Source organism: Halopenitus malekzadehii (assembly GCF_900108505.1).
In the GTDB taxonomy this organism is placed as follows: Archaea; Halobacteriota; Halobacteria; order Halobacteriales; family Haloferacaceae; genus Halopenitus; species Halopenitus malekzadehii.
This window is the reverse complement of the sequence record NZ_FNWU01000001.1, coordinates 905,166-929,639: the sequence shown is the minus strand read 5'-3', so window position 1 is coordinate 929,639 and position 24,474 is coordinate 905,166. Positions and strand designations below refer to the sequence as shown.

General features: G+C 68.4%; 24 protein-coding genes. 8 read left to right on the top strand and 16 right to left on the bottom strand.

The genetic code is table 11. The annotated features are described in order from the left end of the window. Positions 1-45: 45 nt before the first annotated feature. The 4 genes from BLW38_RS04600 to BLW38_RS04585 form a co-directional block, all read right to left on the bottom strand. A complete protein-coding gene (locus BLW38_RS04600; RefSeq protein WP_218143026.1) occupies positions 46-1,563 on the bottom strand; it encodes an SLC13 family permease in 1,518 nt (505 codons plus the stop codon). A gap of 133 nt (positions 1,564-1,696) precedes the next feature. Then, positions 1,697-2,464 (bottom strand): acetate--CoA ligase family protein, encoded by a 768-nt coding sequence (locus tag BLW38_RS04595; RefSeq protein WP_092814895.1) that lies wholly within the window; start codon positions 2,462-2,464, stop codon positions 1,697-1,699. Continuing rightward, positions 2,457-3,875, bottom strand: a complete 1,419-nt coding sequence (locus tag BLW38_RS04590) for a CoA-binding protein (protein ID WP_092814891.1) — start codon at positions 3,873-3,875, stop codon at positions 2,457-2,459. Before BLW38_RS04590 ends, BLW38_RS04595 begins: the two co-directional genes overlap by 8 nt. A 72-nt stretch (positions 3,876-3,947) precedes the next feature. Beyond that, positions 3,948-4,640: an MBL fold metallo-hydrolase gene (locus BLW38_RS04585; RefSeq protein ID WP_177167422.1), complete on the bottom strand. Its 693-nt coding sequence runs from the start codon at positions 4,638-4,640 to the stop codon at positions 3,948-3,950. A gap of 91 nt (positions 4,641-4,731) precedes the next feature. Here BLW38_RS04585 and BLW38_RS16145 point away from each other — a divergent pair, with 91 nt between their 5' ends. Continuing rightward, positions 4,732-4,902, top strand: a complete 171-nt coding sequence (locus BLW38_RS16145) for a hypothetical protein (protein ID WP_177167421.1) — start codon at positions 4,732-4,734, stop codon at positions 4,900-4,902. Positions 4,903-4,988: 86 nt separating this feature from the next. Then, the gene (locus BLW38_RS04580; RefSeq protein ID WP_177167420.1) at positions 4,989-6,074 is read left to right on the top strand and encodes a cupin domain-containing protein; all 1,086 of its coding nucleotides are present in this window, start codon (positions 4,989-4,991) and stop codon (positions 6,072-6,074) included. Between the two features lie 112 nt (positions 6,075-6,186). Here BLW38_RS04580 and BLW38_RS04575 read toward each other — a convergent pair whose 3' ends face one another. Beyond that, positions 6,187-7,731, bottom strand: coding sequence for a class I adenylate-forming enzyme family protein (locus tag BLW38_RS04575; protein WP_092815665.1), 1,545 nt, complete (start codon positions 7,729-7,731; stop codon positions 6,187-6,189). 353 nt (positions 7,732-8,084) lie between these two features. Between BLW38_RS04575 and BLW38_RS04570 the strand changes: the two genes are divergently transcribed. Then, positions 8,085-8,957: a fumarylacetoacetate hydrolase family protein gene (locus BLW38_RS04570; protein WP_092815661.1), complete on the top strand. Its 873-nt coding sequence runs from the start codon at positions 8,085-8,087 to the stop codon at positions 8,955-8,957. A 221-nt stretch (positions 8,958-9,178) separates the two neighbouring features. Here the strand turns inward: BLW38_RS04570 and BLW38_RS04565 are convergent, their stop codons facing one another. From BLW38_RS04565 to BLW38_RS04545, 5 genes are all read right to left on the bottom strand, one after another. Further along, positions 9,179-9,754: a pyridoxamine 5'-phosphate oxidase family protein gene (locus tag BLW38_RS04565; protein WP_092814888.1), complete on the bottom strand. Its 576-nt coding sequence runs from the start codon at positions 9,752-9,754 to the stop codon at positions 9,179-9,181. 240 nt (positions 9,755-9,994) lie between these two features. Beyond that, complete coding sequence (locus tag BLW38_RS04560; RefSeq protein ID WP_092814885.1) at positions 9,995-11,017, bottom strand: LLM class flavin-dependent oxidoreductase; 1,023 nt, start codon at positions 11,015-11,017, stop codon at positions 9,995-9,997. Between the two features lie 102 nt (positions 11,018-11,119). Beyond that, positions 11,120-12,181, bottom strand: a complete 1,062-nt coding sequence (locus BLW38_RS04555; RefSeq protein WP_092814882.1) for a hypothetical protein — start codon at positions 12,179-12,181, stop codon at positions 11,120-11,122. Continuing rightward, entirely contained in the window at positions 12,181-12,708 is a 528-nt protein-coding gene (locus BLW38_RS04550) for a hypothetical protein (protein ID WP_143040794.1), read from the bottom strand. Before BLW38_RS04550 ends, BLW38_RS04555 begins: the two co-directional genes overlap by 1 nt. Before the next feature lie 16 nt (positions 12,709-12,724). Next, on the bottom strand, positions 12,725-12,994 hold the full coding sequence (locus tag BLW38_RS04545; RefSeq protein ID WP_092814876.1) for a PRC-barrel domain-containing protein: 270 nt from the start codon (positions 12,992-12,994) through the stop codon (positions 12,725-12,727). Positions 12,995-13,516: 522 nt separating this feature from the next. On the opposite strand from BLW38_RS04545, the gene BLW38_RS04540 reads away from it, so the two are divergent. Further along, positions 13,517-14,848 (top strand): NRAMP family divalent metal transporter, encoded by a 1,332-nt coding sequence (locus BLW38_RS04540; protein ID WP_245710046.1) that lies wholly within the window; start codon positions 13,517-13,519, stop codon positions 14,846-14,848. Then, positions 14,849-15,403: a hypothetical protein gene (locus tag BLW38_RS04535; RefSeq protein WP_394327073.1), complete on the top strand. Its 555-nt coding sequence runs from the start codon at positions 14,849-14,851 to the stop codon at positions 15,401-15,403. A gap of 81 nt (positions 15,404-15,484) precedes the next feature. Here the strand turns inward: BLW38_RS04535 and BLW38_RS04530 are convergent, their stop codons facing one another. Both BLW38_RS04530 and tenA read right to left on the bottom strand, forming a co-directional pair. Then, complete coding sequence (locus tag BLW38_RS04530; protein WP_092814867.1) at positions 15,485-17,005, bottom strand: sodium:solute symporter family transporter; 1,521 nt, start codon at positions 17,003-17,005, stop codon at positions 15,485-15,487. A 76-nt stretch (positions 17,006-17,081) separates the two neighbouring features. Next, positions 17,082-17,747 (bottom strand): thiaminase II, encoded by a 666-nt coding sequence (tenA, locus tag BLW38_RS04525; protein ID WP_092814864.1) that lies wholly within the window; start codon positions 17,745-17,747, stop codon positions 17,082-17,084. A 63-nt stretch (positions 17,748-17,810) separates the two neighbouring features. On the opposite strand from tenA, the gene thiD reads away from it, so the two are divergent. Next, positions 17,811-19,163, top strand: a complete 1,353-nt coding sequence (gene thiD, locus BLW38_RS04520; protein ID WP_092814861.1) for a bifunctional hydroxymethylpyrimidine kinase/phosphomethylpyrimidine kinase — start codon at positions 17,811-17,813, stop codon at positions 19,161-19,163. 4 nt (positions 19,164-19,167) lie between these two features. Beyond that, complete coding sequence (locus BLW38_RS04515) at positions 19,168-20,100, top strand: thiamine-phosphate synthase family protein (RefSeq protein ID WP_092814858.1); 933 nt, start codon at positions 19,168-19,170, stop codon at positions 20,098-20,100. Between the two features lies 1 nt (position 20,101). On the opposite strand, the gene BLW38_RS04510 is transcribed toward BLW38_RS04515, so the two are convergent. From BLW38_RS04510 to BLW38_RS04495, 4 genes are all read right to left on the bottom strand, one after another. After that, positions 20,102-20,791 (bottom strand): competence/damage-inducible protein A, encoded by a 690-nt coding sequence (locus tag BLW38_RS04510; RefSeq protein WP_092814855.1) that lies wholly within the window; start codon positions 20,789-20,791, stop codon positions 20,102-20,104. 267 nt (positions 20,792-21,058) lie between these two features. Further along, positions 21,059-21,865: a DUF5803 family protein gene (locus tag BLW38_RS04505; protein WP_245710045.1), complete on the bottom strand. Its 807-nt coding sequence runs from the start codon at positions 21,863-21,865 to the stop codon at positions 21,059-21,061. Between the two features lie 25 nt (positions 21,866-21,890). Further along, entirely contained in the window at positions 21,891-22,670 is a 780-nt protein-coding gene (locus BLW38_RS04500) for a DUF2110 family protein (RefSeq protein ID WP_092814852.1), read from the bottom strand. Next, positions 22,670-23,194: a transcription factor gene (locus BLW38_RS04495; protein WP_092814849.1), complete on the bottom strand. Its 525-nt coding sequence runs from the start codon at positions 23,192-23,194 to the stop codon at positions 22,670-22,672. The genes BLW38_RS04500 and BLW38_RS04495 overlap by 1 nt, the downstream gene beginning before the upstream one ends. Positions 23,195-23,330: 136 nt before the next feature. Between BLW38_RS04495 and BLW38_RS04490 the strand changes: the two genes are divergently transcribed. Next, entirely contained in the window at positions 23,331-24,473 is a 1,143-nt protein-coding gene (locus BLW38_RS04490; RefSeq protein WP_092814846.1) for a hypothetical protein, read from the top strand. Position 24,474 lies beyond the last annotated feature (1 nt).

Here is a 24,474-nt window from a genome sequence, read left to right as displayed (position 1 = left end):
GTGGACGTGGTCGTTCCGTCCCCCGTCGCGGACACGATCGGCCCCTCAGTACAGCACCCCGAACCACAGCAGTTGAAGCGGGAAGAGGACGACCATCGTCACGAGCGAGCAGGCGGCGGTGGTCCGGATCAGTTCGCCCGTCTCGACGTCGCCCTCCGCGAGCATCGCGATCAACACCGCCGACTGGTACGGGAAGAAGTAGGTGCTGAGCGCGAGCGTCTCCGAGAGCAGTACGGGCGTCAGCGGGAGCCCGGACGCCTCGGCGAACTGGATGAGCACCGGGGTGAGCACGCTCGCCACGGCCAGTCCCTCCATCAACAGCGCCAGGACGGCGGTGCTCAGGTAGACGAGCGTGAGGCTCACCGCGAGCGGGACGTCCGCCGGGATCGACCCCAAAAGCGCCGTCGCCGCAGTCTCGGAGACGCCGGTCGACGCGAGGCCGTCGCCGATCGAGAGGACGACCGCGACGAAAAAGAGGATCGTGAAGTCCGCCTCAGCGTCGACGATCTCGAAGGAGACGACGCCGATCCCCGGCAGGAACGCGAGCACGACGACCGCGAGCGCGCCGACGACCGGATCGAGTCCGTGGATGAAGTCGGTCATCCAGATCGCCGTCCCGACGAGCAGGAACGCCAACATCCGGCCGGGTCGGGAGGGTCCATCCGCGTCGTCGGTCCCCTCCGGATCGACGGCCGTACCCGCACCAACGTCCTCCGCGTCAACGTCCTCCACGTCGACGTCCTCCACGTCGACGTCCTCCGAACCAACGTTTTCCACGTCGGCGTCCGCTCCGGCGAACGTGACCGTCGAGTCGGCGTCGGGTCGGAACAGGACGTAGACGACCGCGATCACGGCAATCACGCGCGTGATCCCCATCACGGGATACAGGTGGACCGCCCACTCGCTCCAGGCGATCGTGTGATCGGCCAGCGACGCCGCCAATCCGGAGATGATGATGTTCGGCAGGTCGGCCGTCAGGAACCCCGGCGACCCGTAGAAGGTGGCAAACAGGGGGCCCAGATAGAGCCCGACCCGGGCCGTCCGGTCGTCGAATCGCGAACCGATCGCCGAGAGGATCGGCGCGAGCAACAGCACTCGAACGAGTGCGGAGGGGACGAGCAACGCGAGCGCGTGCGCGGACAGCCCGAGTCCGATGAGGAGACGTCGATAGATCCGCGTCGGTGCCATCGTCCCGTCGCCGGACCGGACCGACGCCGGCACACAGCGGGCGATCACGCGGTCGCTGGCGAGTCCTGCCAGCCCGCTCCGGCGGGTCGCAACGCCCATCAACAGGCCGAAGCCGACCAGCCACGTCGCCGACGAGCTGAATCCCGACAGCGCCATCTCCGGCGAGAAGACGGCCGCGAGCAGCCCGATCCCGATCACGCTCGTGTATCCCGGCCGGATCGGCGCGAGCACCCAGAGGCCGATGCAGAACACCGTGATCGAGAGCATCCACCCCGGATCGCCGCCGACGGCCACGAGGGGGACCGCGCCAGCGATCGCCGCGATCGGGAACGCGACCGCGGGGCGATCGAGACGTTCGCGGAGCCGTCCGGTCACGGCTCCACCTCCGGATCGCGTCGACGGCGATCCCGACCCGGATTCCGATGCAGCCCCCGGTTTCGGTGCCGGTTCCAATTCCGGTGCCGACGTCCCGGTCCGCTTCGGGACGACGTCTCACCCCGCATTCGCGTCACCCCTCGAGGACGACGAGTGCGTCCAGCGCGACCGCGCCGTCCGGCGAGACGAGCACGGGATTGACGTCGATCTCGTCGATCGCGGGCGTCTCGACGAGGAGGTCGCCGACGGCCCGGATCGTCTCGACGAGCGCGTCGACGTCGCCCGGCGGGCGGCCGCGGTAGCCCGACAGCAGTGGCGCGGCAGTCAGCGACTCGACGGCGGCACGTGCCTCCGGCTCCGAGACCGGCGCGATCCGGTGGGCGGTGTCCTCGTAGACCTCCGCGAAGACGCCCCCGAGCCCAACGAGCGTCACAGGGCCGAACGAGGGGGTGTTCATCCCGCCGACGATGGTTTCGGTTCCTCCCTCGAGGTCGGCGGCATCCTCGATCAGCACCTCGGCGTCGATCCCCTCGGCGGCCGCAGCCTCGCGGATCGCGGCAGTCGCGTCGGCGACCGCGTCCGCGTCCGCCAGGTCGAGCGCGACCCCGGCGCCGTCCGCCCACTCGCTTTTGTGGGTGACCGCCGCCGAGGAGACCTTCGCGACGACCGGATACCCGATCGCCTCCGCGGCCGTGATCGCCTCCTCCGGGTCGCCAACGACGGCGCGGTCGGGCGTCTCGATCCCGGCCGCATCGAGCAGCGACTTCGACTCCGCCTCGGTCAGCGTGGTGCGGTCCGCGGCACGAGCACGCTCGATGATCGACGCGATGGCGTCCCCGTCGATCCGGGTTGCGGTGTCGAGATCGGTCGATCCGTCGACGGCGCCGCTCCGATCAGACATCGGTGCTCACCCCCGTCGACTCGGCGGTTTCGTCGTTCGTCTCCGTCCCCCTTCTCCCTCCGCCGGAACCGCCCGCGAGCGCGCCGTACCGCGCGAGCAGGCTCACGACGTCGGCCGCACGCTCGGGCGAATGGAACACGGGGATCCCGAGATCGCGGAGCGCGGCGACGTCGGCCTCGAAGTCCGCCGGCGGGCCGTCCGTGGCAAAGACGATCGGCTTCTCGACCGTCTCGACGAGCGACCGCATCCGGTCGACGGGCAGCCCGAGGGCCTCCTCGTAGAGTTCGTTCACGAGGACGACGTCGACCGCGTCGTCCTCCGCAACCGCGGCGACGACGTCGCCGAACTCGGGCATCGGCCGGCCGGTGTCGACCGGGTTCTCGGCGTAAGTGATCCCCGGCAGGATCGCAGCGATCTCCTCGCTCGTCGCGTCGGCGAGTTCGGGAAGCCGTCCGCCGGAGCGCTGGATCCGGTCGGCGATGATGATCCCCGGACCGGCCTGGGCGGTGATGACGCCGACGTTGGGTCCGGACGGACGGGGTCCGTCACCCAGTACGGCGGCGCCGTCGAGCAGTTCCTGCGTCGACTCGACCGTTGGGATCCCGTACTGCTGGAAGCCGGCGAGATAGAGCTCGTGGTCGCCGGTCAACGCGCCGGTGTGTGACTCCGCGAACGCGCCCACGTCCGACTCGCCGACCTTGTAGGCGATCACCGGCGTGTCCGCCGTTCGCGACGCCTCGAGCAGTTCGCGACCCCGGTCGGTCCCCTCGACGTGGAGCACGATCGCGTCGGTGCCCTCGTGGTCGTCGAAGTGGGCGATTGCCTCCGGAAACCCGACCGTCGCGCGGTTGCCAAGTCCGACCATCGCCGAGAGCCCGCGTCCCTCCCGGAGCGTCTGGAAGGCCAGCGAGTGGGCGACGCCGCCGCTTTGGGCGATCACGCAGGTACCGCCCGCGGGAACCTCCTCGACGCCGCTCGCGAAGGATCCACACAACCCGTCGCCGGGAATCACGAACCCGCTCGTGTTCGGCCCGAGCACCGCCATCTCGTGGTCGGTCGCCGTCTCGACGATCTGGTTCTGACGGTCCTCGCCCTCCGGACCCGCCTCGGCGAAGCCGCCGGCGTAGATCACCGCGGCGTCGATCCCGGCCGCTGCACACTCCTCGATCACGTCCGGCACGACCGGTGCCGGCACCGCCACGAGCGCGAGATCGACGTCGTCGTCGATCTCCGCCGTCGATCCCACGAATTCCCGGCCCAGGATCTCCCCCTCTGCGGAGGGATTGACCGGGTACACCGTGCCGTCGAACGCCCCGAGGTTGACGAGCACCTGATGACCGATCTTCTCCGGGGACCGGGAAGCCCCCACCACGGCGATCGACGTCGGTTGGAACAGGCTACCAACGTTCATACGCCGTGTACAGAGACCGCCGGCATATCCCTTTCGACACCTCCTCGGTCGAGCCGTGGCGGCGCCGCCGCGTCAGGCCTTCCCGGCAAAGTTCACGAACCGGTCGATCGTCTCGCTCGCGTCCTCGAGCACGCTCGAGCCGTGGTAGACGAGCCCGACGTCGAACTCGAACGCGAGGAGTTTCTCCAGGCTCTCATCGGCCGTGTTCAGGTCCGCCGAGTAGTGGGCGGTCGGGAGGACGACGGAGCCCTCCGGGAGCCCGCGCGCGTCGGCGCCGAAGACGGCGTCCCCGAGGACCGCGATCCCGGCGTCCTCGTCCACCAACGAGTGATGGGTCGGCGTGTGACCCGGCGTCGCGACGGCCTCGAAGGCGCCGATCGTGTCGCCGTCGCCGTACCGCCGGATCGATCGCACGTTCCCGCCTGCGCCGGAGCCGTCGTCAGTCCGTCGATCGGATGTCGCCTCGAGGTCGGCATCGATCGCCTCCTCGAGCACGAGCCCCTCGGGGGCCCACACCTCCGGATCGAACGCGTCGATGACGCCCGGGAGCCCACCCACGTGGTCGCCGTCGCCGTGGGTGATCACGACTCGTTCCGGCTCGATCCCGAGTTCGTCGGTTGCCGCCGTGACCCGATCGACCGTGTCCGCGAAGCCGACGTCGACGAGCGTCGGGGTCGCGCCGTCGAACAGGAAGACGCGGTAGCGGCCGCCGGCATGCTCGCGAACGGTCACGTCGTAGACGTCAGGGGCGATCTCGTCGATCATCGATCCGAACCTCGACCGCCCGTCGATTCAATCTTTCTCCGGATCGGTTCTCGGCGATATCCTTTTGAGCGGTCCACCCGTGTCGTCGCGTATGGCCGAGTTCGAGAACCCCTACGCCGAGGAGAGCCCGTTCGTGCAGGCACACTTCGACTGTCTCGACTGCGGGGGGAAGCTCTGGGAGTACGCAGTCCAACGGCGGATGGTCTGTGAGGATTGTCGGGCGGTCTTCGCGACCGGCGACGTCTTCGAGGCGCAAACATAGGGCACGTCATCCGAGGCGTCCCGGAGTCAGTCCGACCGGCATCGACCTCCAATACACTTATGTCGATCCTGTGCGAACGGGACACTATGGCACAGACAGAGTCCGATCCCGAGGAGCTCCTGGAACTGAGTTCCGAAACCCGGGCGATCCTCGAGGAGCACAGTCTCCGTCCGCTGTGGGAGGTCGAGGACGAGATGGGAACCGCCCTGGACGACCCCGAGCCGGGCGTCTGGAAGTGGGACGACATCCGGGAGGCGATCGACCACATCGAGGAGGACGTGCCGATCGCCGACCTGCCGCCGGGGTTCCAGCGCCGCGTCGCCGTCCCGATCAACACCGCTCACGCGATCTCCAACAGCATCTACGTCGGGATCCAGACGGTCTCGCCGGGCGAAACCGCTCCGTCACACCGCCACGGAGCGAACGCGCTCCGGTTCTCGATCGACGGCCACGAGGACATGAAGACGGTCGTCGCCGGTGAGGAGTTCCCGATGCAGGACAACGACCTGATCACCACCCCGCAGTGGGAGTGGCACGACCACGTCAACGACTCCGACGAGACCGCCGCCTGGCTCGACGTCCTCGACCTGCCGCTCGTGCTCGACTCGATGAACGCCCGCAACGTCTTCGAGAACCACGAACTCGAGCGCCAGCCCGTGACGAAGACGCCGGGGTACTGGGACTCCCAGTACGGCAACGGCCGCCCGGAAGGTGGCGCCGGCGACGGCTCGATCCCGGGTCCCTTCGAGGGGATCCGCGAGCCGACGCCGCCGTACCGGTTCGGCTGGGACGAGATGCTCGAGGCGCTCCGCCAGCGCGCCGACAACGACGAGCCCGATCCCCACGACGGCTACAGCCTCTCGTACGTCAACCCCGCGACCGGGAGCCCGCCGTTGTTCCCGACGATGACGTTCCGCGCCCAGCTGCTGCAGGAGGGGCCGACCGACCCGCACTTCCACAACGCCACCGAGGTGTACTTCGTCATCGAGGGCGAGGGCGCGACCCACGTCGGCGACGAGGCCCTGGAGTGGAGCCAGTGGGACGTCTTCATCGTCCCGCCCGACGAGATCCATCACCACGAGCCCGATGACGAGGCGATCCTGCTCGGAATGAGCGACCGTCCCGTCCTCGAGGCGTTCAACTTCTACGCCGAGGCCGAGCCGTCCTCGTAGCCGGCGTCGATCGCTCGTCTCGAAAACACGTCTCCTCCGCCCGTCTCGTCCGTTCGTCCGTTCCGTCCGTTCGTTCGTCTCGACCACTCGTCCCGCCGTTGCGGCGGCCGCGCTACTCCTCGAAGAACCTCGTTCGCACGTCGCCGCGTCGGAGCTTTCCGGTCTCGGTCCGCGGGAACGACTCCCGGGTGATCACGTACTCGCGGGGGCGCTTGAAGTCGGCGAGCCCGTCGTGGGTCCGGCAGTGCTCGTCGAGGTCCGTCTCGGTCACGTCCCCGGTGACGGCGACGACGGCGGCGATGCGTTGGCCCCATCGGTCGTCCTCGCGACCGACGACCGCGGCGGCGTCGACGTTCTCGTGGGCGGTCAGGGCGTTCTCGACCTCCTGGGGATAGACGTTCTCGCCGCCGCTGACGATCATGTTGTCCACCCGATCGACGATGTAGAGGAGTCCGTCCGAATCGATCCGAGCGACGTCGCCGGTTCGGAGCCAGCCGTCGACGGTCAGTCGCTCGCTCTCGTGTGGCCGGCCGACGTACTCGGTGGCCATCCCGGGGCTTTTCCCGATCACCTCGCCGGTCTCCCCGGGATCGACCGTGGCGGTCGGGTCCGGTTCGACCTCCGGGCCGGTGGACTCGACGACGCGCAGCTCCCAGGTGAACGATTCAGTGCCGATCGTGCCGGGGTTCGCCCGCTGCGTCTCGGGGTCGGCGAACGCCAGGTTCGGCCCGCCCTCGGTGAGGCCGTAGGTGTTGTAGAGTCCCTCGCTGAGGTGCTCGGCGACCGCCTCGGAGAGCTCCTCGGTCACGACCGACCCGCCGGTGCGGATGTACGACAGCGACTCGAGGTCGAACCCGCCCTCGCGCTGCTCATCGACGAGCGTATGGAGCTGGGTCGGAACCGCGATCAGCCCGGTCGCCTCGTTCGCCTCGATCAGCTCGAGCGTCTCGGGCGGATCGAAGGTGGTCTGGATCACGAGCGTGGCCCCGGCCTGGAGGTGCGGCATGATCCACGCGTTCGTGGTGACCATATGGTACCACGGCGTCGCGATCACGCCGACGTCGCGGTGGTCCAGCTGCATCTCCATGACGTCCTGGGTGCTGCCGTACCACAGCTGCTCCTGATCGAACGGGACCGCCTTGGCGACGCCGGTGGTCCCGCTCGTGAACAACATTCCGTGTTCGTTTCCGTATGACTGCGGCCGGCCGCCGTCGGGGTCGACGTCGGCGACGATCGACTCGTACTCGTGAACGTCCTCGCGGTCGGTCCCGTCACCGTCGATGCTGACCCCGGTTTCGATCGCGGTCCGGTCGAGGACGTCGAAAGCGCGCTCGGCGGTTCGGCCGTCGAAGACGAGCACCGCCGGGTTCGTCGGCGCGAGCATCTCCGCCAGGGCGCCGGCGCTCTCGCGGAAGGGGAGCTGGACGTTGCCGAGCCCGCGCTTGTGGCTCGCGAGGAGGACCTCGACCACCTCGCTGCCATTGTACGCGAGCGTGGCGACGCGCTCGCCCGGCGCGAGCGTCTCGAGGGCGGTCGCCAGGCGGTCGGTTCGATCGTCCAGGTCGGCGTACGTCAGTGATCGACCGTCGTCGGTCCGGACCGCGTCCCGCTCGGGATGACACCGGACCGACCGGTCGAATGCGTCGAGGTAGTTCATATGGGACGTGAGTACGTATCGAACGGTGACCGGTCCCAATAATTGTTGTCCTCCGCGGTCGATTCCGGGTTCCGTCCACGGTCGGTTCCGGGCTCGTTCACCGTCGGTTCCGGGCTCGTTCACGGTCGATTTCGCATCCTGTCGCTCACGCGACCGCCACGAGCACCCGCGTCCAGAACCGCTCCTCGCGGTCGTCGCCGGCACCGTACCGCCGTCCGGGTCAGCCATCGTCGACGGATCGAGCATCGATCGGCCCGTTTCCGGCCATCGATCGCCTCCTTCGTGGACGCCATTCCCGATTCGCGGGATCCGACTTCGTCATGATTATGTATGCGCCCACGAGTCACACGGGTATGCAATTCGTCCAGTACGACGAGGGTCGCCTCGGATTGCTCACCGACGACGGAACCGGCATCATCGACCTCACGGACCGACTCGGGCTCGAGTCCGACGATCCGCTCGCGGAGTACATCGAGGGAGACCACGACGCGAGCGAGTACGCCGACGCCGAGGCGGACGTCGCGGTCGAGGACGCCCACCTCGGTTCGCCGATCCGCCGGCCCGGCAAGGTGATCGCCGCGCCGCTGAACTACGAGAACCACATCGAGGAGGCGATCGCCGACCGCGACATCACCACCGACGAGTGGTTCTCGATCGAGGACAAGGGCTACTTCCTGAAGGCCCCCTCGAGCGTCGTGGGCCCCGACGACGGGATCGAGCTCCCCTTCTCGGACCGGCGGTGTGACCACGAGGTCGAGCTCGCGTTCGTGATGGGCGAGGACGTCAAGGACGTCTCCACCGAGGAGGCCTGGGACAGCATCTTCGGCTACACCATCCTGCTCGACATCTCCGTCCGCGGCGACCAGGACCGATCGAACCGCAAGTCCTACGACACCTTCACCGTGATCGGCCCGGCGGTCGTCACCGCCGACGAGATCGACGACCCCCAGAACCTCGACCTCGAGCTCGAACTCAACGGCGAGGTTCGGCAGTCGGACAACACCTCGGACATGGTCTACACCTGCGGCAACGTCGTCCAGTACGCCTCCATCGGCGCCACCGTCGAGGCCGGCGACGTGATCACCACGGGCACGCCCGAGGGCGTCGGCGCGCTCGCCGACGGCGACACGATCGAGGCCACCATCGAGGAGATCGGCTCGATGACCGTCGACGTCACCGAACGCGACGTGACCTTCGACGACGTCAACGTGAACAAGGACGGGTAGGGGCGGTTCCTCCGAACGAAAAGTGCGCTTTGTTAAGGACGTCCGAATTTATATTTATATTTGATATATCTCCCAAATCATACGATATTAAACACGTGTTTCGGGGAGGGGTTCAAACCGACCTCCTGGCGGCGCAGGCCGAAGTGGTTCGGCGGTGAGGTGGTCCCGATCCGGTCGGCTACGTGACGGCTGCTTGCCGGCAGTACGGCGGTCTCGTTCCGTCACTGATCGTCGCTAACGGCGTCCAGATCGTATGTATCCGATCGGTCGGCGTCCGCCCAGCCGGATTTGCCGCTCCAGGTTTCGACGTCGAGTCGGTAGACGGCGGTTCGATCGATCGACTCCGCGGCGATCGGGTCGTACTCCTCGCCGCTTGTCAGATGCGGAGCGAATTTTTCCATAAACAGTTCGAGAACGCGTCGTTTTTCCTCTCGATCCGAAAGCACGTCGATGGACCCGTTGGCGACGACGCTCGAGTATTCGACCGTGAAATTTACCGGCTGATCGGCCGGAACGTACCGTCCCTGCTCGCTCGTCGTGAAACTCGCCCGCGGTTGCGTGCTGGTCGTCACGAGATCGTGCGCGCGTCCAGCTTGTGCGCCGTGAAGAAAGATCGCGCCCGCCGCTGCATCATAAACGAACAGCTGCGTCACGAGGTGCGGATCGTCATCAGCAACGAGTCCGAGCACGCCCGTTTCCTGGTCAGCGAGGAACCGTGGGATCCACTCCGAATCGTCGATCGCTTTGCCCTGATAGCGGATCGAATCCGAGACGTCCTCCGGCGTCCGTTCCGACATACTGGATGGTTCACGTGAGCTGTGATAAATCCACACACAGTTCGGCACGGTGTCTCCTGCCTCCACGGTCGCGGATCAAACACTGTGAGGTCGAATCGATCGGACACGCCGTAATCGCAAGGACGTGTCCCAGCAACCGATTCACCAACATCGACCCACACGCCATTTATATAGGATACATATACTATATTTATTTCTGACATTTCCGCGGAGCCAGTGGATCGTCGCTATCGAAGATGCTCAGTCCGATCCGATCCCCTCGGCGATCAATCGGTGTGACTCCAACGCGTCCGCGTGGTCGGCCTGGACGTGTTGGATCATCACCTCGTCGACGCCGACTCGGTCCGCGAGCTGTTCGAGCAGGCCGGCGATCGTGTCGGGATCGCCGGAGATCGCTCTCGGCCACTCGTCGGGGGCGAGCGTCGACGGCGTCGGATCGGGCACGCCGCCGAGCTCGTCGATCGCCTCCTCGATCGACGGGCGGGTACCCACGACCCCTCGGCGCATCCGGGCAAAGGACGCCTCCGCGACGGCTCGGCGGCGAGCCGCCTCCGCATCCGTCGGCGCGCAGACGGCGTTGACCGCCACGATCGCGTGCGGGGAGTCGGGTGCACCGGGCCTCTCGGTGGGATCGAACCGGTCCCGATACGTCTCGACGGCGCGCTCCGCGAACCCGGGACGGATGAAGGCGGCGAAACAGTACCGCAGCCCCAGCTCGCCCGCGATCGCGGCGCTCGAGGGGCTGGACCCGAGCACCCAGGGCACGGGCGGCTCGGCCCCCGACCGCGCGACGTCGAGGTCGCTGTAGGCGTGGTCGTCCGGAAACTCGTCCGCCAGATGGGCCACGACCGCCTCGATCTTCTCGCGGTGGTCGCCGTCAGGGTCCGTCGCGTGGCGGTCGGTCCCGAGTGCGCGGTCGGCCGCCGGCGATCCGTTCGCGCGCCCGAGCCCCGCATCGATCCGGCCGGGTGCGAGCCCGTCAAGCGCGCCGAAGACCTCGGCGACCTTGAACGGGCTGTAGTGGTTGAGCAACACGGCCCCGGAGCCGAGCCGGATCGTCTCCGTCTCCGCGGCCAGGTGCCCGAGCAGGACCTCGGGCGTCGTGCCCGCGAGCGTGTCGGTCATCGCGTGATGTTCGGCGACCCAGAACCGCTCGAACCCCAGCCGTTCCGCCTGCTGGGCGGCCTCGACGGTGTTCTCGTACGCGTCGGCGGCGGTTCCGGAATCGGGGACTGGCGAGAGATCGACGGCGGAGAGCTGCATATCGATCCTCCGCCGGCCAGGTGGAAGAACCGATCGACTCGACGCCTCGGATGCGGCGAGACAGTCACGTGGTGCGGCGAGACGGCCACTCCGACGCCCCGGTCACGGCTGTACGCTCAGGTCGAACGCGTAGGCCGTCCCGTCGACGGTGGCGAAGAGGTGGTCGAACTCGACCCCGAGTTCGAACGCGTCGTCCGCCGGAAGGTGCTCGCCCGCCCCGAGCCGCTCCATCACGGACCGGAGGGATGCCGACATCGGCAGGTCCTCCTCGTAGAACGGCGTTCGGACCGCGGTCCGGACCACGTCCCGCTCCCCGTCGGAAAGCGACTCCGGCGACAGGTCCGTCCGAACCAGCGTCGACCGGACGTGGTCCTCGAAGCCCGCGCGCGTGTTCGCGACCGGCTCGACCGAGTAGGTCGTCTCCGTCGGCGTCGCCGTCCCCTGCTCGGCACGCGCGGCGAACCACCGGTCGTTCGAGCGGACGTGTTCGAACGGCGGGTCGGGCACGAGGGTGCTGTCGTCCGCATCAAGGAACTCGTGATACAGCGGACCGCGCGTGCCGAACGCGTCCCCGCCGACGTCGATCGGCGGGTTTCGGTCCGCGTAGACGGCCCCGAGCGCGGCGTCGACGATCCGCCGATCGGGTTCCGAGAGCGATTCGATCGGCGGCGTTACGCCCTCGGCGTCCGCGGGCGGATCGTCCACGAGGTCGAGATAGAACTCCCACCACTCGCGCTCGACGGTTCGTTGGTCGTCGATGTGGACGCGGTAGTAGGTGGCGTCGGACTCCGCGGCGTTTTCGACGTCTTCACCCGATCCCTCGACGTCGACGACGAACCGCGCCGCCTCGCGGGTTTCGGACCCGAACTCGTAGGTATACGTCAACTGGTAATTCAGCACCGTCATCGACCCGGTCCGGATCAGCGTCCGGTAGCGGTCGCGTTTGTACCGGTCGGGATAGTCGATCGCGAACCGTGCAGTCGGCGCCGTCGGGTCCGCCAACAGCACCGAATCAGGGAGCGATTCACGTTCGTAGGCACTCAAACGAAGGATCTCCGCCGATCGACCCAGACAGCCGGCGACGGCCGGGAGTGCCGTTGCGGCGGCTGCGGCGGCTCCCGACGCCAGGAACGCACGGCGTGATGAAGTCGAACGTCCCCGCATCAGTATCCCCCGGGCAGCGCCAGCAGGAAGCTCACCACGACGAACGGGATGGCGAACAACAGCGCGTAACTCGCGCCGCCGGCGGCCAACAGCACCCACGTCGATCGGCCGTATCCGGTGGGGTCCCAGTCCACGTCAAGCCGGGGCAGAACCACGTTCGTGATGACCGGCACGCCGGCCGCGTAGCCGACGAACAGCAGCACGGCGACGGTGATGAACGCATTGCTCCAGGCGACGCCGGCCGTGTCAACCGTCGTGACGACGAGGGTCGCGCCGACGATGTACGGGATCGAGCCGCCGACGCCGGCGAGCAGGTACGTCGGAATGACCGACCCGGTCGGCGGGAGCGCCGCAAGCAGCGATCGGATCCGGTCGACGGTGAGGAACGGCGACCAGAGGAGGGTCGCGATGAGTCCGGGAACGAGCAGGAAGCCGGCGAAGGTTGCCCACTCGACCGCCGGGCCGAACGTTGCTTGAGGCGTGACGGGATCGCGAACGGGAGGGAGCAAAGCGGGGAGCACGTTCATAGTGTCGGTGTCGGGATCAGTCCCGCCCTCGCGCAATCGGATCGTCGGTTGGGGTCGGATCGACGAGGACGTAGTCACCCCGCGATCGGAACGTTCGAGCCGGGATCTCCACGTGCCCCTCGTTGTTCCTCTCGAAGTCCGGCGTTCGGTCCGCCGGATCGATGACGAACTGTCGGAGATCACCGGTGGTCGAGTCCATCGTGACGTTCACCAACGTGCCGATTTCCTCGCCGTCGACGGTCATCACGCTGTACCCGGCGATGCTCGATCCGAGTATCTCGCCCATAGCGGAGCAACGGCATCGGGTATAAAAGATATGCCGTAGGCACAAACTGCGGTCGAAGTCATCGATCGTCCCGCCGGGGCGAAGCCTGAACGCTTACAACCCCCGCGGGTCAACTGCGGGTATGATACCGCTCGCCACCGAATCCGCATCGCTTCCGATCCCCGAAACATCGATCGTCGTGCTGGTCGTGAGTCTCCTGCTCACCGTCGTCTGGCTGGCCTCCCTCTACCGGTAGCCCGTCGAGTCCGGGCCACCGATGTGCAACGACCGCTCCAGCGTCACGCCAAGCGGCTGCGCTCCCGTGAGCGAACTGGATGAGCGAGCCACGGGATCAAGTGACGGAAGGCGGAGTCGGTGACGACGGATTCGCCGTGAACGTCTCGACACTCCATCAAGCCCGTTCTGCAGTGATCGCAGTCCTTTATTACTCGAGTATAATACCCACTCATATGTCGCTCACCGACCGGCGGTCGATGCGGAACCAGGGAGGCGGGGACGTCGTGGTCAAGGGGTGCGTCTGAGATGGCTCCGGGAGCCGTTCGACACCGACTGTCGGAGATGGGGCCGGCGTGGCTCGCGGGCGCGATCGCCGCGGGTCCGGCGACGATCAGCGCGCTCGTGGCCGCGGGCGTCGGCTACGGGTACGACCTCCTGTGGGTGGTCGTTCTGTCGGCGCCGGCCGGGTTCGTCTCGGTGCTGTTGGCCGCGCGGCTCGGGACGCTGACCGAACAGGGCATCGTCCGCACCGTCGAGGAACGACTGGGACGGTGGTGGACGTGGCTGCTCGTCCTCGACGCGGTCGTCGTCGCCGGCATCGCGCAGTTGCTCATCATGAAGGGTCTCGCCGACGTCTCGGCGTCGTTGTTCGGCTTCGACGCGCGTCTCTGGGGCGTTCTCTGGGCCGTCGTCCTGGCGATCGGCCTCGCGGGCGGCGGCTACCGGGTCGCGGAACTCGGCGCGAAAGCGGTCGTCTCGGGGGTCGTGCTCGTGTTCGTCGCCACGCTTGTCGTCGTCCCCCCCGACGTCGGCGGCGCGGCGGCGGGACTGGTCCCCACGACGCCGCCCGGCGCGGCCGTCACCGTCGCGGGAGTCCTCGGCGGGGCCGTCCACATCACGCTGATCACGATGCACACCTACACGACCCGCGCACGGGGCTGGAGTGCCGACGACTACGACCTCGCACGGTTTGACGCCGGGGCGTCGATGCTCGTCGCGTTCGGCCTGTACAGCCTCGCGATCTTTCTGGTCGTCGCGGGGGCGCTCGGCGGGCAGAACGTGCCGCCGGAGGCCGCCGCCGCGGCGAAGGCGCTCGCGCCGGTCGCGGGGCCCGCCGCGGAGACGCTGTTCCTCGTCGGGATCCTCGGCGCCGCCGTGTCGACGCTCGGGGGCAACACCATCGTCCCGCCGTTCCTGGTGGCCGATACGCTCGGGTGGGAGCTGTCCGTGTCGGACGACCGATACCGAGCGCTGCTTGCCGGGACCGCGTTGGTGTCGGCGGCGGGCGCCTTCGTCGGCGGGAACTTCATCCCGCTGCTCGTGCAGGCGCTGGCGCTCGGACTCGCGGGCACGCCGTTCGCGCTTGCGCTGGTGCTGTTCCTCCTGTACGAGACGCCCGGGCCACTCCCCTCGCGGCTCCTGACGGCGGCCGGCGTGATCCTGCTCGGGGTCACGAGCGTAACGGCGGCCAACTCGGTCCGGAGCACCGCGATGGGACTGCGCGAGGGGTTCGCGCTCGTTCCCGCGTTCGTAGTCGCCTTCGCGACCGTCCTCGGGATCGCCACGGTCGCGCTTCTCGGGCTGTTCGTTCGCGAACTGGTGACCGGCGACCGCACGGCTCGGCAGCCGGCCGACTGACTGATGGCGTCGTCAGTTCCGCTGTGCGGGTCGACGCTGATCGTCGGGCCCACAAACGTCGGGAAGACACGGCACACCGCGGCGGCGCTGGATCGCTGGGTTGCCGACCACGGGTCCGCCGACGTGGCCGTGCTGGAGTTCGCACCCGAACTCGAGCGGGACGGCCGGGTTCTCGGCGGCCGCTTGACGCGGTTCACGACCATCCCGGACGAGATCTACTACGGTCGTATCGACGCCCGGGCGCCCCGCGCTGAAAGCGACACCCAGGAGGAGGCGATCGCCCTGGCGCGCACGAACGCAGCGCGTGCCGCGCGAGTTATCTCGGCGGCGCCCGACGATCCGGATGCGGTGTTCGTCAACGACGCCACGATCCCGCTCCAAGCGGACACGAACCGCACCACGGAGTTGCTCGACTACTGTTCGTCGGCGTCGGTCGTCGTGTGTAACGCCTTCGAGAGCAACGAACTCGGGGTCGACGATCGCATCTCACGCACCGAGCGCGCCGCGCTGTCCCGGCTCCGCGAATGGGCGGATCGGGTGGTGGAGCCGTCGTAGTCGTGCCGTGACCGGCTGACGGGACGGGCGTGGTTCGACGGGAGAGTCCACTCGACGACGAGCGACCGCAAGCGCCCACGCTCAGTCGCTCGCCTCGGCGCCGTCAGCATCGATGCGGCGGATGTCGTCCCCGAGGCGATCGAAGTCGAACGTGGCCTCGGAGACCCGCGCCGCGATCACCGTCAGTGCCGCCGAGACGCAGAAGGCCCCGGCGAAGGAGGTCAGGTACAGCGGATCCGCCGCGGGCAAGGCCTCGCCAACCACCGGAATTGCCGTGATGTATCCCCGCAGGTCGGGGAAGTACGCCAGCCCGACCGCCAAGCCGACGACGCTGCTCACGAGCGCCCCGGGCCCCGTTATCGACTCCGAGTAGAGCCCGTAGACGAGCGGGACCGCCACGGCCGCACCCAGCAGGTCCGCGAGGAAGAACAGCCGGAGCACGCTCCGAGCCCGGAGGCTGACGTAAATGGCTGCGACGGCCACGAGAACGGTGAACGCGCGGGCGCCGAGGCGAAGCCGGCGGTCGTCGGCGCCGACCGCTCGTGACAGGTCGACTGTGACGAGACTCGAGAGCGCGTTGAACAGGGTGTCGACCGAGCTGACCACCAGGAGCAGCGCCAGCAGCGTTACGCCGGCGACGACCCACGCGGGGAACGCACCCTCCAGAAGGACGAACAGCGCAACGTCGGCGTTATAAGCCGCGCTCGTGACGTCGGTGACGACGTCGGCACGTCCGACCGCGACGATCCCGAACAGTGCGGTCACGAACACCATCGCACCGTTGGCGAGGCTCGCGTTCCGGAAGCTCCGCCGAACGACGTCGTCGCTTGCGCCCGCGTAGATGCGTTGCCACCACGTCTGGTTGATCAGTTCCGCCCCGAGGATGGCGAACGAGAGGGCCAGACCGAAGCGGATGCCGGCGGCGAAGCCGGGATCGAGCAGCGTTGGGTTGGCCGCGACAACACCTTGGTGGATCGGATCCACGCCGCCCAACGACGCCACGATGCCGCCGAAACATACCACCAAGAGCGGAACGACCACGACTGCCTGAAGGGTGTCGGTTCCGATGCTGGCGGTCACCCCGCCATACCCCGTGTACACGAGGACGCCGCCGCCGACGAGCACGGCGGTCTGCCACTGCGGCACGCCGGCGACGAGCGACAGCGCGCCGGCGATGCCGGTGAGTTCCGCTGCCAAAAAGACGAACATATACAGCGCGCTCACGAGGAGAACGAACACGTACATCGCGCCGCCGTAGCGGGCGTAGACGTACTCCGTCAGCGAGTGTCCGTCGGGGATGAGCTCGCGCACGCGCGGACCGATCCGTGCGTACACGAGCATCGGCAGCGCCTCGCCGATGGCGTAGCCGACGACCGCAGCGATCCCGAAGCTGGCGCCGGCCTCGGGAGCCGAAAAGAGGATCCACACGCCCATCACGGATGCGACGAGCGTCGCGGTCAATCGCCGCTCGCCGGCCGATCCGCGAGCCGTGATGAGATCCTCGACGGAGCGGACCCGGCCGCGGGCGTACCACAGACCGACGGCGGCACTGATCGCCAGCGTCGCCACCGTCAGCCCGAGCCCCAGGACCGTCGATACCATCACACGGCACCCCCGTCGACGGCGTATTCGGCGACGGTTGCGTCGGCCGTCACGTCGGTCGGTGCGACGTCGTCGGTCATAGCGGCCACGTCTCCCGTTTCCAGGCGGCGTCCCAGAACAGGTACTCGTACTGTGCGGACGTCGCGAAGCGCTTCCGATACCGCTCCCGGTCGGACGCTGACGCGTCGGCGGCCACGTCGTCCAGGAGCGTCTTGCACCACTCGGTCAGCTCGGTGAACTCCTCGCCGGCGTACATCTCGATCCAGGCGGCGTACTGATCGTGTTCGGGCGTGCCGTCGGCGGCGAGCCGCTTTGCCGTCTCGTTGAATCCCCACATACACGGAAGCAGCGCTGCCACGAGATCGCCGACGGTTCCGTGTGAGGCGGTGCGGACCAGGAAGTCCGTGTACGCCCGCGTCGTCGGCGACGGATCGGTCTCTTCGAGGTCGGCCTCGTCGATCGAAAGGTCCGCGGCGTACGACCGGTGGAGGTCCATCTCGGTGGTGACCGTCGACTCGAGGAGCTCCGCGAACGTTCCCATCCGATCGAGGTCCGGTGCCTTCGCCGCACCGAGTGCGAACACTCGGGCGTACTCCTGGAGATAGACGTAGTCCTGCCGTACCCAGTAGCGGAAGGGCGCCTCGTCGAGGGTACCCTCCCCGAGCTGGCGAACCATCGGATGATCGAGAATCGATGACCAGTAGGCGTCCGCCTGTGGTGCACATTCGTCCGTGAACGACATTGGCAGAGCATCAACGGAGAACCGGAAAAGAGTTATGATTGGATAATATAACCGGGTTATACAATGCGAGATCCAGCACCAGAGACGCGGCCGGTCGTCCTGACCGTGGCGGGAAGCGATTCGGGCGGCGGCGCCGGCGTCCAGGCCGACCTCAAGACCATCGAAGCCTGTGGCGGCTTCGGGACGAGCGCCGTGACCGCGATCACCGCCCAGCACACCCGAGGCGTGGAGTCGACGCACGTGGTGCCCGTCACGGAGGTCACCGCACAGATCGATGCCGTGTGTGAGGACATCGATGTCGACGTCCTCAAGACCGGAATGCTCGCGACCGAACCGATCGTCGATCGCGTCGCCGAGCACGCTGCGGACCTCGACGTCCCCGCAGTCGTCGACCCGGTACTGGTCGCCGCGAGCGGCGATCGACTCCTCGATCCCGGGGCCGAAACCGCCTACGAGGACCTGCTCGCGGCGGCGACGCTCGCGACGCCCAACGCCGCCGAGGCGGAAGTGCTGACCGGCGTCGAGGTGACCGACGTCGAACGGGCGGTCACCGCCGGGCAGGCGCTCCTCGACACCGGCGTGGACGCCGTGCTCGTCACGGGGGGACACGTTCCGGGGGACGTGGTCCGTGACGTCCTTGTGACGCCCGATGGGACGGAGACGTTCACTCACCCCCGCGTCGACACGGACGCCACCCACGGCTCGGGGTGCACGCTCGCGAGCGCGATCGCGACGCAACTCGCTCGCGGCGATCCGCTCACGGAGGCCGTCTCGGCCGGGACGGACCTGCTCGAACGGGCGGTACGCTACCACCACGACGTCGGCGGGGGTCCGGGCACGGTCCACCACCTCGCCGCCCTCCGAGAGCGTGCAGCACGTACCCCTACCCGCGAGGCCGTCGAGGAGGTCGTACACGAGTTCGTCTCGGCGGACGTCGGGCGAGTCGTCCCCGAAGTCGGGATGAACGTCGTCGGCGCGACGCCGTACGCCGAGACGCCCGGAGAGACGGCCGCCGTCGAGGGACGGATCAGTCGCACGCCGTCGGGGATCGCGCCGAACCGCGGGGTTCGATTCGGCGCCTCGAGCCACGTCGCCCGCCTCCTGCTCACGGCGCGCGAACACGACCCCACGCTCCGGTTCGCGGTCAACTGTCGGTTCGACGAGGGCATCGAGGCCGCCTTCACCGCGATCGACGCGCCGGTCGTCGAGGTCGACCGCCGCGAGGAGCCGGCCCCGGACGAGGAGGGCTCGACGATGGGGTGGGTGGCCCGCCGGGCGTTCGATCGCGTCTCGGGGACGCCCGCCGTCGTGTACGACCGCGGCGACGTCGGCAAAGAGGCCATCACCCGAGTCCTGGCCCCGGACGCCGAGACCGCGGTCTCGCGCGTGCACACGCTCGCGAATCGGGCGGAGTGAACGGATGTCGCTCCGACTCCCCGGCGAGATCGTCGTCGACCACGTCCTCCCGACGCTCCGCGTCGAACTCGCGACCGAACTCGCCGACTACGGGCTCACACAGCGGGAGATCGCCGACGAACTGGGCGTCACGCAGGCGGCGGTCTCGACGTACCTGAGCGGAGACGCATCGACGACGGAGTCGATCGCCGCTCATCCCCGGACGAGGTCGACCGTCGAACGGGTGGCCGAGGGGCTCGCGACGGGGGAGATGAACGGATACGATGCGCTCGCCGCCGTGCTCGATCTGGTTCAGACGCTCGAGGATCGCGGGCCGGTCTGTGAGATCCACGAAACGGAGATGCCGGCGTTACAGGGGTTGAGCTGTGATCTCTGTATCCGGGGGCGAGACGAGGCGGTCAGCACGGAGCAGGCGGCTTTGGCGAGCGTCCGGAAGGCCGCTCGCGTCCTCTCGACGACCATCGGCGTGGCACAGTTCGTTCCGAACGTCGGGTCAAACGTCGGAACGGCCCTGCCGGACGCCGCGGAGCCGACCGACGTGGCGGCGATCCCGGGGCGTATCTATACCGTCGACGATCGCGTCGAGGTGCCGGCCAACCCCGAGTTCGGAGCCTCGAACCACGTCGCGACGATCGTCCTCGCGGCCGCCGACGTCGACCCCGGCGTTCGCGGCGCGGTCAACCTCACGACCGACGAGGCGCTCCTCGCAGCGGCCCGGGACCGTGGCGTCGACCCGCTGGCGTTCGACGCCGAGTACGACGACCGCGGACGGCGACTCCGTGACCGATTCGCCGATCGAGGGGCGGTCCCACGGGTGGTGTTCCATCGTGGCGCGTTCGGCATCGAACCGATCACGTACGTGCTGGGTGCCGACGCGGCGGATGCCGCGCGGTTTGCCGCGGGTCTCGTGACCGACGTCGTGGGGAGTGACCCGTGAGTCACTCCGGCGACTGAACCCGATCGCGGAGCCAGGTGGCCGCCTCCTCGGCGGTCGAGTCGGCGTCGGCGGTGATCTTGATCCGAACCGTCTCGCCGGGGTAGGATCCGACCGTGACGTCGAACCGATCGCGGAGCTCGCCGAGTCGGTCGATGAGGGCGCTTTCGGGCTCGTCGGCCTCGACCGTGGCGGCGTATCGGGTCGATCCGGTGAACTCCTCGGCGACCCGGTCGAACATCGCGTGCATCTCCGACGGAACGCCGGGGAACACGTAGACGGTCTCGACGACCGCACCAGGGGCGACTCCGGAATGGTTCTCGAGGAGCCGTGCTCCCTGCGGCAGGTGGGTTGTCCCGTCCGTGAGGTCCGAGGCACTGTAGCCGTCCCGCTTTTCGAACCACGCGACCGCATCCGGGTGGTCGATCAGGTCCCGGCCGAACGCGGCCGCGACGCCCTCCATCGTGACGTCGTCGTGGGTCGGCCCGAGCCCGCCGGTGACGATCACCGCGTCGTACTCGGCGTAGTATTCGTTGACCGTTCGTGCGATCTCGGCGACGTCGTCCGGGATCGTCGTGATGCGACGCACCTCGACGCCCCGGTCGTCGAGCCGGTCACACAGCCACGTGGCGTTCGTGTTCTCGGTGTCTCCGGACAACAGCTCGTCGCCGATGGTGACGATCCCGACTCGCATACGACCGGATAGGACCCGTTCCTCAAAAACACCGTCGGCTGGGGGTCGTCGACCGGAGCAGGTGGTCATCAACCGGAGCAGGTGGTCATCGACCGGAGCAGGTGGTCATCGACCGGAGCAGGTGGTCATCAACCGGAGCAGGTGGTCGTCGACCGGAGCGAGTGGTCATCAACCGGAGCAGGTGGTCGTCGACCGGAGCGGGTGGTCACCGACCGGAAGACGCCCCTCGATCGGCGACAGTCCCGTCGCCGGGATCACCGTTCGATCCTACCGCATTCCGGGCGGCGGCCCGTCGTCGTCATCGAGGTCCTCGAGATCGGACTCGACGTCCTCGAGACCCATCTCCCGGCGACGGTCACGGAGCGCCGTGAGTTGGCGCCGGAAGTAGAGATAGCCGGCGGTTCCGATCACGATCGCGACCACCGCGATCGCGCCGAAGACCGGGAGGTCGCCGCGCCGGTACGCCTGGACCACGACCACCGACGTCGTGACCTCCTCCCAGACGAGTCGCTCCCGGCCGTCGACGGAGGTGGCCTCGTACCCGCTCGGGGAGGCGTGGCCGAACGGCCGGATCCCGGTCGTGAACCCCTCCGGTAGCTGTACCGTGTAGGATCCGGTGATGTACGTCCGCGTGATGAAGCGGCGGGGGGACCCGTCGCCGGCGTAGGCGATGGACCCGTTCGTCATCCCGTCGTCGAAGCGGACCCACACCTCGTCAGTGGTCTGTTCGATCTCGCCGCCGCGAGCCCGGAACTGGGAGCCGTTGATCACGGTCCCGTTCGCGTAGCGATATCGGAACGCGCGCGGCTGGAGCGGGTCCTCGGTCCCGTACCCGGTCTCCTCGAACAGACGGACCTCCTCGTGTCCGGTGGTGTTGTAGACCGCCAGATACGTCCCGTCGTTCCGGACGTCGATCCGGACGTCGGTCGATGCGCTCCAGGGGTACTCCCCCGGCGGCTCGGCGTCGAGCGTCTCGTTCGCGATCTCGCCGCCGCCGGTCACGTAGCCGAGACAGCCGGCGCTGGCGGCAAGCAGCGCGACCGTCGCGAGCGCCAGGATGAATCGTCGATTCACGGATGTGGATGGAGACGGCGATCGGTCAGACGACACACCGGAGTTCCGCCGGGAGGTACGAGCCGATCGCGGCAAGCAGCCCCGGCGGGTCGGTTCCCTCCCCGCAGACGATGCTCTGTTCGAGCAGACCCAGCCGCTCAACGGTGACGATGTCTCGGGCGTGGCCGGCGCGGTTGACCGTCGCTCGGGCCTCCCCGCGGGTCACGGAGTTGACGGTCACGCGGCCGGAACCGCGCTGCCACTCGTAGAGCCGGTCGCGTTCGGCGTCAGCGATCCGGGAGGTTGCCGTCGTGGAGTCATCGGTTACGTCGTCCGCGCCGTCCACTCCGGGATCGCCGTCGCCGTTCGAACCGGCGTCCGAGTCGGCATCCGAACCGTCCTCCGCGTCCGCGTAGACGAATCGCATCGGGAGGTGCTGGACGAGGCCGAACCGCTCGACGACCTGCGCGGGCGACCCGCGACCGAGGCCGATCCGGTCGGCGGGGATCCGGACGTCGACGTCCGAGCCGGCGTCGAGGACGAATCCGTCGTCGTCCCAGGACTCGAGGGTGCCGACGTACTCCTCGCCGGGTTGGAGCCCCTCGTCGTGGGTCACGATCTCGCCCCACTCCTCGGCGAGCGCGTTCCGGGCGACCGTGGCGTCCTCGCCGGTCACGTCAACCTGGACGAAGTCGTCGCCGCGGACGCCGACCTGCCACTCGACGCGAAGGTCGCCGATCGTGTTGTCGACGAGCGCGTCCATTCCGTCGAGCGCACGGTCACGGGCGTCACCGGAGACGTAGCACTTGGTTGCGAGGACGACCATCAGTTGCCCACGTCCGCGTTGAGCTCCGTCTTCAGCTGGTCGAGCCGCCACTCCATCGCCTCGACGAGCCGGTCGTTCTCCATCGCCTCGATCGGCGATCCGCACTCGGGACACTCGAAGCCAAAGTCCATCGCCTCGCCGAACTCGAAGCGGATCGAACACACGTCACAGAGGTAGAACTCGTGGGTGCGTTCGTACTCCTCGCGGTTCTCGAGCGCCTCGAGGAGGCGTTCCATCTCCTCTTTGAGGTTCTCCGGGATGTTGTCGTAATGGAAGGTCCACAGGTACGTGAGCCACCCGGAGTCCTCATCGCGCACGCGACGGTAGGTCGCCAGGTCGTTCTCGTACAGGATGAACAGCGCGCGACGGACGTCGTTGAGTTCCAGGCCCAACTCCTCGGCCAACTCCTCGTCCGTCACCTCCCCTTCGGGGGGTGCAGCCGCCACCGGCATTCCCGTCGGTCCCACCAGCTCGTGGAGGTACTTCTGGATGACGGGGTCGTTCAACAGATCCTCAAAAGCCATTGCGGTGTATTCCGCCCGGCAGTCGTTTAAAAGGATCGAAGCGATCGAGCGGGGCTGCCGGCGCGGGCGGAAGCGTCCCACGCTACCCCCAAGCGACGTCGGCAGACTCTTGTGGCGACGGCTCGACCCGGTGGATATGTCCGACGTCGATGCGGCCGGCGGTCGGTCCGGGGTCGATCAGTCCCGAGCGGATCGGGCCGGAGAGGATCGATCCGGAGGGGATCGATCCGGGGCGGCCGCGATCGCCACGGAGTCGCCCTCGCGAGCCGAACTGTTGGGTGCGGCGCTGCTCGCGCTCGTGCCGGTCGCCCTCCTCGGTGGCCCGGCAGTCCTCGTCGCGACGATCGTGACGGACGGTCCGATCGGACGGGGCCTGGCCGTCGCGATCGCGGCGGCCGTGGGTCTGGGTGGATCCTACGCGCTCGGCCCGATCATCGTCGATCGTGCGATCGACGCGCGGTCGGCATCCCGTGGCGACGCGCCGTCATCCGGCAGCTCCGCATCCGCCAGCGATTCCACCTCCACCGGGGATCCCACGGTCGACGCGCTGGTCGAACGCGTCGCGGACGTGGCCGACGCCGCCCGGATCGACCGGCCGAACGTCCGCGTCGTGGACCGGCGCGCGATGAACGTCGGCGTCGTCGCGACCCACACCGGGACGACGCTCGTCGTTCCAACGCGACTGGCCGAGCTCGATGACCCCGATTTCGACGCATTGGTCACGCACGCGCTGCTCCGCGGGAGCTCCCGCCGTGCGCGGCTCGTGACCGCGCTGTTGGCGCCCGCGCTGGTCGTCGAGGTGCTGACGCTGCTGGGGGCTGAGCTCCTCTCGCGGCGTGACGTCTCGGGCGGCGTCGACCGGAGCGCTGAGTCCGAGCGGCCACGAATGCTGGGGGCCGGCGACCGCAGCGACCGGTCGGTTCCCTGGGTCGCGTACGCGCTCGCCGGCGGGCTCCTGCTCGTGGCGATCGCTCCGCTGTGGGTGCCCTTCGCGCTCGGCGACCGGCTCCTGATCGGTCGGGGGCGCTCCGGCACCGACGCCGCCACGGCCCGGGTCGGTGCCTCGGGGATCCACGGAACCGGATCGATCGACGCGGCGTCGATCGCGGACGCGCTCCAGGACGCCCGCGACGCCAGCGGCAACCGGGACTGGCCGCCCTCGCTCGACCGACTCTCGGTCGTCCCGATGGGCGATCTCGTCACGCGCCGCGTCCGCGGGACGAGCCGGCAGGAGATCCGTCTCCGGATCGCACGCCTTCGCTCGAAGCGGTCGCGGTAGT